This is a genomic window from Clostridioides sp. ZZV14-6009 (genome assembly GCF_020658095.1).
Taxonomy (GTDB): Bacteria; Bacillota; Clostridia; order Peptostreptococcales; family Peptostreptococcaceae; genus Clostridioides.
The window spans coordinates 1-12227 of sequence record NZ_JAGWDG010000002.1 but is presented as its reverse complement, the minus strand read 5'-3'; the positions used below and the strand labels follow the sequence as shown (position 1 = coordinate 12227).

Below are 12227 nucleotides of genomic sequence, written 5' to 3'. Positions count from 1 at the left end.
AAATTAAAAAAAGTATGCCACTAGTTGGCATGCTTTTTGCTTTTATAAGTAAACAAGAGGATAAAAAATAAAAATTTTAATATATAATGGAGGATTTGAGGAAAATGATATCTTTAATGAGGATTGATGACAGACTAATACATGGGCAGGTGGCATATGGATGGACAACATCACTAGGTATAAATGTAATATTAGTTGCAAATGATGAAGCAAAAAACGATCAAATGAAAGCCATGTCATTAAATTTAGCTAAGCCTAGTAATGTAACTTTATATATAAGGGGGATAGAGGAATCTGGAGAAATAGTAGAAAAATTTGCTTCTTCAAAGAAAAGTAATGTATTAGTATTGGTAAAAAATACAAAAGATGCTTTAGATGTAGCTAAAAACTCAGGAGGAGTTTTAAAAGAAATAAATGTAGGTGGATTAAGATACGAAGAAGGAAAGAAGAAGCTGACAGACTTAGTTGCTGTTGATGATAATGATATAAACAATTTTAAAGAAATAACTGATTTAGGAATTGATATAGAATTTAGAATGTTACCTAGAGACAAAAAGAAAAAATTATCAGACTTAATAAAATAATTTGGGAGAAAGAAAATGAAAAATTTTTTAATTGCAACACATGGAGAATTGTCTAAGGAGCTTGTTGAGACAAGTAAATTAATAATTGGTTCATTAAGTAATGTTGAGTACTTTTGTATGACAAAAGATAAATCAGCAGACGATGCTGAGAAAGAAATGATAAGTATATTATCAAATAACAAAGATAATGGAGAACTTATCATACTAACAGATATATTTGGTGGAAGTGTAGCAAACATATGTACTAATTTACTTTTGCAGGGGTTTAAATTTGAGTTATTAACAGGAGTAAATTTACCAATGCTTTTGGCTATTCTTTTATCACCAGAAGAGGATGTAAAGCTATTAGCTAAATCGGGTTTAGAGGAAGCGAGAAATGGAATTGTTCATGTAAATGAATTATTAGAAAATAAAAATGAAATCAAGAATGTGATGTAATTAATGTAAATTAAGAGGGAGGTTCACTATGTTAGTACAAGCTATTATGTTAGCTATTATAGCAGGCTTTGGTATATTAGATGGACGTATATTTGGTCAATCTATGTTTGATAGACCAATAGTTACAGGGGCATTAGTAGGATTAGTTTTAGGAGATATAAAGTCAGGAATTATGATTGGTGCACAACTTGAATTAATTTGGATGGGAATTGCAGGAATAGGTGCAGCTACTCCTCCAGATGTAGTAACAGGTGGTGTATTAGGTACAGCTTTTGCTATATTATCAGGAAATGGTGCAGAAGTTGCTCTAGCTGTAGCAGTGCCAGTAGCAGTCTTAGCACAATCTCTTGGAGTATTAGTTAGAATAGTAAACTCATATTTTTCTCAAAAGGCAGTTTTCTATGCTAAACAAGCTGACTTTAAAAAGGTTACCATAATGATGTGGGTGCCAGTAGTATTATTCTTTTTAAGTACATCAGTTCCAACATTTTTAGCAATTATGATTGGTGCTGATAAAGTTACAACATTAATAAATGCAATACCTAAAGTTATACTAGACGGATTAGGTGTTGCAGGAACATTGTTACCAGCAGTAGGATTTGCACTACTTATGGATATGTTACTTTCAAAAAAGATGTCTGTATTTTTCTTTATAGGATTCCTCCTAGCATCTTATGTTGGACTAGATATAACTGCAATAGCGTTGTTTGGAGTCTGTGTAGCAGTTATATTAAACTTTTATATTAATAACAAAGAAAATAGTCAAAATCCTCAAGTAGCAACTAATATTTTAACGGAAGGAGAGATTGACTTTGAATAAACTAACAAAAAAAGAATTAAGAAGTATGTTTTGGCGTTCATTTGCTCTTCAAGGTGCATTCAATTATGAAAGAATGCAAAACTTAGGTTACTGCTATGCAATGTTACCTGCAATAAAGAAGTTATATAATAAAAAAGAAAATCAAGCAAAAGCAATAGAAAGACATTTAGAGATGTTTAATACAACCACAGTAGTAGTTCCTGCTATATTAGGTATAACAGCAGCTATGGAAGAGGAAAATGCTAATAATCCAGAATTTGATGAAAGTTCAATTAGTGCTGTTAAAACAGCTCTTATGGGACCCCTTGCAGGAATTGGGGATTCGCTGTTTTGGGGAACATTTAGAATTATAGCGGCTGGAATAGGAGTATCACTTGCAAAAGAAGGAAATATATTTGGACCACTATTATTCTTACTATTGTACAATATCCCAGCATTTGCTCTAAGAATACTTGGACTTAAATATGGATATAAAGTCGGGGTAAATTCCCTTGAAAGAATACAAAGAGAAGGGCTTATGGAGAAAATAATGTCTATGGCTACAACAGTTGGTTTATTTGTTGTAGGAGGAATGGTTGCAACAATGTTAAGTATAACCACTCCATTAAAATTTAATTTAAATGGTGCAGAAGTGGTTTTACAAGATATATTAGATAAAATAATACCTAATATGTTACCTTTAACTTTTGCATTTGTAATATATTACATGTTAAAGCGAAAGGTAAGTGTAACAAAGTTAACTCTAGGCATTATAGTGGGAGGAATTGCTTTACATGCAATAGGATTATTATAGAAACAAAATTATAATTTATTGAATATATGAATAAGGAAGGCATACAAAATGAGAATACAAGATTATATGTTAGAAACACCAGTTAAAATGAGAGAAATGATATCTAATGCAGATAATTTATTTAATGAAATTAAGAAAGAAGATATAAAAAAGATTATAATAACAGGTTCAGGTACTAGTTACCACTCAGGATTGCAAGTACAACCATATTTACAAAATTTATTAGACATAGATGTTGTAGAAAAGTATCCATTTATGATAACTGAAGATACGTTTAAATTTGATAATAAAAATACTTTGGTAGTAGGAATATCTCAAGGTGGAAGTAGTTATTCTGTATATAATGCTATGAAGTTAGCTGAAGACAAAGGTTGTAAAATAGCATCTATGGCGGGTTGTAAAAATGCTCTGATAGATGAGATTTCTGACTATATATTAACAGTGAATTGTGGTGAAGAAAAATCTGGTGCGAAAACAAAAGGCTTTTATTGCACAAAGTTAAATTTAATGTTATTAGGTCTTCAAATAGCTAGAGAAAAAGGAATAATATCTAGTGAAAAGTACAATGAAGAGATAAATAAGATATTAGATGCAATAGATAGATTTGAATCAGTATATAAATCATCTGAACAATGGATTGAAAGAAACAAAGAAAAGCTAGTTAACGCTAAAGAAATAAGAATAGTAGGCAACTCTGATATATATGGAGATACATTAGAGTCAGCATTAAAATTATTAGAGACAATGAGAATACCTGTAACTGGATATGAGTTTGAAGAGTTCATACATGGTGTGTACAATGCTATAAATAGTGATTCTACTATATTTATACTAGATACAGGGAAAGAGCCTAGAGTAACTAAGATGGTTGAAGTACTTTCTGGATGGACAGACAATGTATTTGTCATAGGTAGAGATGTTGCAGAAGAAGACAAAAATTTAAAGGCAAATATTATAGATAACCCTTACTATCAAACGTTTAACTTCATAGTACCTATACAATTGATATGTGGAGAAATACCTACATTAAGAGGTATAAACCCAAGCATTCCAAAAGATACTAAGTTCCACATGAAGTTAGGTAGTAAGAAGTTTAATAAGTAATTATACATATAAGTACTTTAGTTTATAGTTTCTTGTATAAATTTATAAATATACACTTAAGTAGCATGAATTATAAAGGTAGTGTCTCAAAATGATTTTAATTAATCATTTTGGAACACCACCTTTTTTAGTGTATCTTTAGTGTATATATAATAGATTAGTTTTTTACAAATCTACACACATTATCTTCAAAAATTAACTTACCATTTCTTTTTTTAGTCTCCACATAGCAAGTGCGAAACTTCCACAACATAATATTAAAAATAACACTATAACAGGTAGTATATCTCCAACCAGAATAGTTTTACCAAATATTAGGCTACGTAAAGTATTAATAACATGGGTAAATGGATTGAGCATAACTGCTATTTTTAATCCTCCAGATAAATCTTCAACAGGGAAGAGAGCAGAGCTTAAAAAGAAAATAGGAAGTACAATGGCAGTCATAATTGTTTCATAAATTATTTCATTTGGTAATAATAGGCTTATAGCATAAGCAAGACTTGATAAAAAAAAGGCTGTCATAAATATCAATACTATCATTATAGCAATTCCACCAATACCAGATGCTATTTTTACTGAAAAGAATATGCTTACTATGCATAAAATTGCTACTTCAATAAAAGACACTAGGATAGCTTCTAGTAACTGACCAAAGACAATGGAATATCTACTAATAGGTGCAATTAAAACTCTATAAAAACTTCCGCTATTTTTCATTATAAAATTGATGATACCACCACTACAACATGATGAAAAGATAACCAATACAATTATACCTGGAAGTATAAAAGCTGTATAATTATCAATATTCATATCACTCATAGTTTGGTTTGCGACAGAGCTATAAAGTACAAGCCAAAGAAGAGGTTGTAATATAGTAACTACAAATGAAATTGGATTTTTAAAACGCCATTTCATATTACGCCATAAGATATTTAACATTTCCATTCCTCCTTTGAATCCTTTTTAGAATTTGTTAATGCTAAAAAAACATCTTCAAGACTTGGTTCTACAATTTCTATTGCATCAAACTTTATACTATGCTCTAAAAGAAATTTATTTATTGAAGTAAGTGCAGTTCTACTATCTTCTACACTTATAAAAAGTGAATTTCCTCGTACATTCATAAATTTAACTAAGCAAGTATTTTTAATATCATTTTTATATTTTTTTATATCTTCATTATCATGAAATACGATACGAAGTATGTTTTGCTTAATATAACTACGCAAACTAGATGGTGTTCCTTGTGCCAAATCTTTTCCATTTTTCATAATACAGATATTATCACTTAGTTGTTCAGCTTCTTCAAGATAATGAGTAGTTAGAAAAATAGTTGTACCATATTCATCTCTAATTTTTAGTAGCATATCCCACATAGCTTTTCTTGAATCTACATCCATACCAACAGTAGGTTCATCTAAAAATAGAATTTTAGGAGATGACACCATATTCATAGCTATATCTAATCTACGTTTTACTCCACCAGAATAAGATGAGGTAGGATACTTTAAGTAACTAGTTAACTCAAATTTTTCAATTAAAGAGTTTATTCTTTCTTTTGCAACTTGTGGTTCCACTTTATACATTTTACTTTGGAATAGCATGTTTTCCATAAGAGACAGGTGTTCATCAATAGATATTTGTTGTGCTACACAAGCAATTTGAGTGCGTATCCAAGATGGATTATTTATTAAGTCTTTTCCAAACATTGTTACATTACCAGCTGTAGGTTTGTAAAAAGTGGTCAAAATATTGATAAGCGAAGATTTACCAGCACCATTTGGACCAAGCAAAGAAAAGATTTCTCCAGCCTTTACACTAAAACTTAGACCATTTAAAGCTTTTACACCATTTTTATATTCTTTTACTAAATTGTTGATTTCGATTGCCAACATATATTATTCCTCCTCTTTAAGTGGAAATATGATTTCTGTAATATATTTATCTGGATTACCTTTTATTAGCATACCTGGTCCTTTAATAAATACTTCTCTCCAAGGAGTTTGTATCGTTAGATTATTTTCATGAATATATTTAAATATCATTTCATATGTTTTTGGCAAATTACTATAGGAACCCATGTGGGTAAAAAACAAAGCTTTTGTTTTAGGAAACTCTTTTATTGTTACACCCATACGATTTGGAGTTTCAGCAGTTGGTACACATAACTCCATTTTTCCTATGCCAGTTTCTTGGTCAACATTATGGTAGCAAAAGAATGGTGCACCATTTGATTTTCCTTTTATAGATTTAAATACATTTGGAAAATATTTTGTTGCTTCAGTCATAGGTCCATTGTAACTCATAGTAGCTGCTGTGACTGATTCGATGTTTTTAATTTCAATTTTATAATTCATTTGTTTTCCTCCCTAAGTATGTTTATAATGGTTTCATTAATCCATTAAGTATTAGTACAATATAAGATTTTTGATTCGTTGATGAGATAACCTTACCTTGTTTGCTTGTTTTCAAGTCTAACATAACATAAAATATATATCCTCTCATTTGATGCTCGATTTTGTAAACTTATTATTTGAATTTTGATTTCAATGATTTAATAAATTAAAATCAAAGAATTTATAAAAAAGTGTTTACAAATCAAGTGTATTAATCGTATAATACACTTAATGAAATATAAAATGAAATTTAAAGTAGGAATGTATTTTTTTAGAAAAAGTGTATTATCGTATTAATACACTAGAATAGGAGGAAGTATGAATTTTGAATTAGATAATACATCTCCCATTTATTTGCAAATAATAAAGCATATAAAGAGACAAATAGTAACCGGAGAATTAAAACCAGGAGAAACAATACCATCAAGAAGAGAAATGGCACTTAATTTAAAAGTAAATTTAAATACTGTTCAAAGAGCATATAAGGAGATGGGTGATATGAATATAATAAATACTTTTAAAAACTATCAGAGTAGCGTGACAGTTGATGAAAATATATTAAAAAATCTAAAACTAGAGCTAATAAATGAATCTTTAGTTGTATTTATAGAAGATATGAAGGCGATAAATGTTACTAAAGAAGAAGTTTTAAAGATAATAGAAGATAGATATTAGTTTTTTAATAAATATAAACACTTAACTTATAAGGTTAATTGTACAAGCATATTAAATATGGAGGACACTAATATGATAGAAATTAAAAATGTAAGTAAAACATATAAAAGAATGCAAGGGCTAAAAGTAAAAAAAATAGAGGCTTTAAAGAATGTAAGCTTTAATATTGAAAAAGGAAAAATAACAGCTTTACTTGGGATAAATGGTGTTGGTAAGTCAACAGTATTAAAAGCAATAGCAGGACTTATAAAAATTGACAGTGGAGAGATTTTAATAGATGGAGAAAAAATGAATAAAAACATATATAATAAACTTGCATTTGTTCCAGATGTAGAATCTCACTTTAGTAATACAACAATAAAAGAGTCATTTGAATTGATGGAAATTTTTTATCCAAGATGGAATAAAGAAAAATCAAAAGAAATGATGGATATATTTAAACTGAATGAAAATGAAGTAATTGACAATTTATCTAAAGGAAATATTGCAAGAGTAAAATTAATACTTGGATTTTGTCAAGACCCAGACTATATATTACTTGATGAACCATTCACAGGGATTGACTTGTTTAAAAGAGAAGAATTTATAGGGGTAATAGCACAATATATGAAAGAAAATCAAGCTATTATTATAACAACTCATGAGATAGTAGAAATAGAAAGCCTAGTTGATGAAGTTATAATTCTTGATGAAGGTAAAATAATAACATCATTTAATGCAGAAGATTTAAGAGAAAGAGAGGGTAAGTCTATATTAGATAAAATGAGGGAGGTATATAAGAATGAATAAGCTTCTATGTCTAATAAATGTAGATTTAAGGAGAAATAAGAGGTTTTATATAGCTTATATATCTTTTTTATCTTTAATTACACTGTGTTTAAATTTATTTGAAATTATTAAATTTAAGAACTCTAAATTTATTATAAACTTAGCAATAGAGGATTTTGGAGGTGTATTTTATGGAATAGGTGTAATTGGGAATCTTAGATGTATCCAAATAATTTTACTGTACGGAATATTGGGAATGTTTACATACTATATTTTTATGTGGAAAAGAGATTTCTTTTCTAAAAATCAAAGTATTTATACTTTAATGATGTTACCGCAGGATAAATTTAAGCTTTGCATATCTAAGTCAATAGCTTTGATAACAATGGTATATGGTTTTTTGATAAGTCAGATAGCAACATTATTTATATGTAAATATATATTTAATTTTATTTTTAGAAATATTCCAATAGTTAATATGTCCTTTGCTCAGGATTTATATTATTTAAATTTAAAAAGTATTCCAATCGATTTTGTTTCTTTTATAACAATTTATGTGATTTTACTGCTTTTAGCTATTTCTTTTTTAAATTGTTGTATATTATTCACATTTTCTTACAGAGGTAAACTTTATGTGATTTTAATTACCTTGATAATTTTGGCAGGGCTATATTTTTCAACAGTGTATATAAATATAATTAGTTTGTTTAGAAAGTATTATGGATTTGTTGGAACACAACTTAATTCTTTAGGTAATTATGTATTAAGTTTTATAGTTATAATGTTTATTTTAAATGGAATCTCTTATTTTTTAATAAATAAGAAGTTGTCTGTTTAGGAGGTGTGTCATGAAATTAAAATCTAAAGTATCTATACTTATTATATTTTTAGCAGTAGCAATATATTTTAGTATAGACATATTGAACAATGAAAACAATTTAAGTATAAAAACTATAAAAGGTGACCCAGATGAATTGGACTATATAAACATAGATTTTGGATATGATTTTAATGGATATATAAATTCAAGATATATAATAAATGGAAGTAATAAAACTAAAAAAACAGAATTATTAAAATCAATAAAAGAGAGTGAGAATACGAATAATCTAATCGATGTCTCTAGTGGTTTGGATTCAATAGCTCATGTTGGTTTTGAAATAAATGATGATTCTAAATCTAATTCAAGAGGGATAAATTTTGTCATAGATGAGAAAAAAGAAGACCTAGAAAAAGGTGTATTTATGTCAGAAGGAAGTGATAAAAAAATTGAATATGAAAAACTAGATATGAACAACTTTATAAGAACTAGATATAAAGTAGATAAAGATATCGATGAGTATCATGTAAAAGTACTATCATCAAAAAGATACAAAAAAGACTTATATGTGTCTGTGCTTTATGCTCCAAGTGACTCATCAGAAAAAGATGAAGAAGCTTTGAGTACTATAGATATAATAAAGATTAATACTAAAAATAAAAAAATAGAGACGATAAAAAGTATAAATATAAGCAAGTATCTTTTTGAAAAATACAACAATATACAAAGTATTGATGTAAGTTATTCTAGTAAAGATGGAGATAAAATGTATATTTTGATAGAAGCAATAAATGCAAATACATGGGACGATGTTGCTTCTAAGCTAAATTTACTTGAGTATAATGTTGAAGAGAATAAAGATAACATAATAGAATTAAAAAGTTATGATAGAATGTCTTTGGAAAAAGCAAAGCTAAAAGATAGTAAATTATATATGATAATGTCAGAAAGAGATAATGCCAATAAAAGTAAAGAGATAAATTTAATAACTTATAACATACTAGATGGCGGTTTAGTTGAAGATAAATATGTTTTGGATGAAAAAGAAGAAAGAAGCATTAGAAACATTGAAATTGATTCAAATAAAATCATTGTATGTACATCAAAAATAAATCCCGTACTACCTTGGGACAATAAGACTATCCTATATATAATAAATAAAAATTCGAAAGAAATAGTGTATAAGGGAGAATTACAGTTTAATAGTTCAAATAGCAATTTAGAATTTGGAATAAAGTAGGTGAATTGATGAGAGATTTAATGAAGTTATTTGAGTTTGATTTAAAAAGAAACATAAAAAATTATATATTTATAATCATTTGTTGCTGTTCGATTGTATTTTTAAATCTAGTGAAAAATTTAAATGATTATAATTATATAATAGAGAATGCAGTAAAAACTGAGCAGTTATCAAAAGTAGGAAAGACAATAGAAACAGTAAGTGTCATGGGATTTTCAAGTTTTGGAAACATAATGGGTTCTATACAATCATGTTTTTTGTTTGGTATATTTGTGTGTATTTGTTATGCTTTCTTTATTTGGTATAGAGATTTTGATATGAAAAGTAAATCTATATATACACTTATGATGCTTCCTAAAAATAAAATTAATATTTATATATCTAAATTATTAAATGTATTGTTTCTAGTGTATAGCTACACGATATTATTTACTATAACTTTATTTATTGCAAGTAAGATACTACCGAATTATATGCTTGGTAGTATTACAAACTATAATTTTGTACAAGAAACAATATATAAGTTAAATATTTTACTTCCATACAGCTTTGAGAACTTATTAGTAGAATATGTATTTTTACTAATAGGAGTTATATGTGTAGTATTTACATCAATTCTTATAAATAAATCTGTGTATAAGATGAGGGCTTTAATGAGTTTTCTATTTTTAGTTATAGAAATTCTAATATTTATAATTCTTGTAGAATTTATTATACCTTATGAATATAGTAATGTATTTACTGTAGTATATTCAAGTGTGAGTATATTTGTATGTAGTTTTGTGTCTAATAAACTTTTAAATAATAAAATTGACTTTTAGGAGGTGTATATATGAGAGAAAAGAAATTAGGAAAATATACAATATGTTTTATAACAGTATGTTTATCAATGATTATTATGGCTTTGATATTGAGTTATCTTAATAAAAATAAATTATCTATAAGAACTTTAAATGGCAATATAAAGGATATAGGAAGAGTGAGTTTAGTATATACACCTAATATAAGTAAATATACTTATGAAGAAGTAATCATAAGTAAAAATGGGACAAGAAATGATATAAATCCTAAAACTAAAATTGGAAATGATTATTTGCATATTGATAAGAAATACAGCGATTTTATTGATGATAAAGGAAGCGAATTTATATATAAAGATGATTTGAATATAGGTGTAGCATATACTTCTACTAAGTCTAATTCAGTACATGAAAGAAACAATTTAAATGATTATATAAAAGTTTCAAATAAAAATTTAAAAAGTGGTTTAGAAGAAAATTTTGATATTGATTTAAAAAAATCTGATTTTAAAGAAAATAGCTGGCGAACTGTTTTTAACCAAATATATAGGGGAAATTTATATATGGTGATTAGTGAAACCAATGTTTCAGGTGCTACAGTCAATAATATTTGTATATTAAAGATAGACATAAAAAATAAATCCTATAAATTATTAAATAGATTTAATTTAAATTCGCAAAGCAAATACCAACAGAGTATTAACGAGATTAAATTTTCTATTGGAACTAAACTTTATTTGGAGAGGTTAAATAACAAAGATATAAATGGTGACATTGAAGGTCATGATAATTATTCAGATTTTATTGTATATGATATAGAAGAGAATTCTTTCAATAAAAGTAATAAGTTTATGGATAATTTAAATAAAGAAAAAAATGCTGACCAAAGGGAAAGGGGTTTATTAAGTAAAACAAAGTTAGACTATATTGTTAGAGATAACAAACTAAATATTATAGTTACAGATAAAAGTCGTTCTATAATTAATCTTGTTTATAGTGTTGATTCCAATGAGATTAATTTAGAAGATTATGAAAGGCTTAATTTAAAAGTAAATTATGATGAAGCGTTATCTGGTGTTAGAAAAGTTAAGTTGCTAGATGATAAAATATATTCTATTTCAAGTGTAAAGGAAAATATTTCAGGAGAGAAAAAAGGAAGTGGAGTTACTTCTGATATAGTTGGAACTAAACCAATAAAATTTCAAGTATTTGATATGAGTCTTAAAAAAACAGTATATGAAGCTGAATTGATAAATGGAGATGTAAGTTTACAAGACAAGTTGTTTTTTGTAGCAAATTAAATAATAGTATTAATCTTATAACTTTAGATTGGTATACTTTTATTATATAAAAATGAATAAATAAAAATAAGGCAAGATAATTATACGTATATTTTGATTATCTTGTCTTATTTTTATCTTTGATATAAAAGCAATCTGAATAATATTTTTTACATATTATAAATATTCTAATATACTTTAATTTAATTCGATATTTAATTCACTTAAATTTGAAATGATAGTAATATAGTGGTAAAATTAATTATTAGAATATTAAAAATAATAGATAAATAATACATTATACTTGAAAAGGGGGAGAATTTAAAAATGAGCAAAAAGTATATAAAAGCAGGAAATTTAATTGATTAAAAAATAGCTACGCACACTCGTGACTTTAGTCATGAGTTAGTAGCTAAAATAGTCAGCATATAGGGAAACTTATATGTAGAGATAGGATAGAACCTATCCAATACTACTTGAATTGCTGGAAACCCCTAAAGCTA

The 12227-nt window shown here is 26.9% G+C and carries 14 protein-coding genes; 11 read left to right on the top strand and 3 right to left on the bottom strand.

The annotated features are described in order from the left end of the window. The first annotated feature begins 104 nt into the window (after positions 1-104). From KGF36_RS03355 to KGF36_RS03335, 5 genes are read left to right on the top strand one after another with little or no spacing between them, the layout of a single operon-like run. Positions 105-584 carry a PTS sugar transporter subunit IIB gene (locus tag KGF36_RS03355; protein ID WP_227850814.1) on the top strand — a complete coding sequence of 160 codons (480 nt, stop codon included), beginning with the start codon at positions 105-107 and terminating at the stop codon, positions 582-584. 15 nt (positions 585-599) lie between these two features. Next, positions 600-1022: a PTS sugar transporter subunit IIA gene (locus KGF36_RS03350; RefSeq protein WP_227827457.1), complete on the top strand. Its 423-nt coding sequence runs from the start codon at positions 600-602 to the stop codon at positions 1020-1022. 28 nt (positions 1023-1050) lie between these two features. Next, on the top strand, positions 1051-1842 hold the full coding sequence (locus KGF36_RS03345; RefSeq protein WP_227827458.1) for a PTS mannose/fructose/sorbose/N-acetylgalactosamine transporter subunit IIC: 792 nt from the start codon (positions 1051-1053) through the stop codon (positions 1840-1842). Then, complete coding sequence (locus KGF36_RS03340; RefSeq protein ID WP_227827459.1) at positions 1835-2635, top strand: PTS system mannose/fructose/sorbose family transporter subunit IID; 801 nt, start codon at positions 1835-1837, stop codon at positions 2633-2635. The genes KGF36_RS03345 and KGF36_RS03340 overlap by 8 nt, the downstream gene beginning before the upstream one ends. Positions 2636-2683: 48 nt before the next feature. Further along, a complete protein-coding gene (locus tag KGF36_RS03335; protein ID WP_227827460.1) occupies positions 2684-3739 on the top strand; it encodes an SIS domain-containing protein in 1056 nt (351 codons plus the stop codon). Positions 3740-3934: 195 nt separating this feature from the next. Here the strand turns inward: KGF36_RS03335 and KGF36_RS03330 are convergent, their stop codons facing one another. From KGF36_RS03330 to KGF36_RS03320, 3 genes are read right to left on the bottom strand one after another with little or no spacing between them, the layout of a single operon-like run. Continuing rightward, complete coding sequence (locus tag KGF36_RS03330) at positions 3935-4684, bottom strand: ABC transporter permease (protein ID WP_227827461.1); 750 nt, start codon at positions 4682-4684, stop codon at positions 3935-3937. Continuing rightward, positions 4678-5640 (bottom strand): ABC transporter ATP-binding protein, encoded by a 963-nt coding sequence (locus KGF36_RS03325; RefSeq protein WP_227854558.1) that lies wholly within the window; start codon positions 5638-5640, stop codon positions 4678-4680. Before KGF36_RS03325 ends, KGF36_RS03330 begins: the two co-directional genes overlap by 7 nt. A 3-nt stretch (positions 5641-5643) precedes the next feature. Next, positions 5644-6102 (bottom strand): GyrI-like domain-containing protein, encoded by a 459-nt coding sequence (locus KGF36_RS03320; RefSeq protein WP_227827463.1) that lies wholly within the window; start codon positions 6100-6102, stop codon positions 5644-5646. A 357-nt stretch (positions 6103-6459) separates the two neighbouring features. Here KGF36_RS03320 and KGF36_RS03315 point away from each other — a divergent pair, with 357 nt between their 5' ends. From KGF36_RS03315 to KGF36_RS03290, 6 genes are all read left to right on the top strand, one after another. Then, positions 6460-6816, top strand: a complete 357-nt coding sequence (locus tag KGF36_RS03315) for a GntR family transcriptional regulator (protein ID WP_227433053.1) — start codon at positions 6460-6462, stop codon at positions 6814-6816. Between the two features lie 72 nt (positions 6817-6888). After that, positions 6889-7605 carry an ABC transporter ATP-binding protein gene (locus KGF36_RS03310; protein ID WP_227827464.1) on the top strand — a complete coding sequence of 239 codons (717 nt, stop codon included), beginning with the start codon at positions 6889-6891 and terminating at the stop codon, positions 7603-7605. Continuing rightward, entirely contained in the window at positions 7598-8422 is an 825-nt protein-coding gene (locus KGF36_RS03305) for an ABC transporter permease (protein ID WP_227827465.1), read from the top strand. Before KGF36_RS03310 ends, KGF36_RS03305 begins: the two co-directional genes overlap by 8 nt. Positions 8423-8432: 10 nt before the next feature. Further along, the gene (locus KGF36_RS03300) at positions 8433-9644 is read left to right on the top strand and encodes a hypothetical protein (protein ID WP_227827466.1); all 1212 of its coding nucleotides are present in this window, start codon (positions 8433-8435) and stop codon (positions 9642-9644) included. A gap of 8 nt (positions 9645-9652) precedes the next feature. Further along, positions 9653-10465, top strand: a complete 813-nt coding sequence (locus KGF36_RS03295) for a hypothetical protein (protein ID WP_227827467.1) — start codon at positions 9653-9655, stop codon at positions 10463-10465. A gap of 11 nt (positions 10466-10476) precedes the next feature. Further along, complete coding sequence (locus KGF36_RS03290) at positions 10477-11745, top strand: hypothetical protein (protein ID WP_227827468.1); 1269 nt, start codon at positions 10477-10479, stop codon at positions 11743-11745. The last annotated feature ends 482 nt before the right edge of the window (positions 11746-12227 follow it).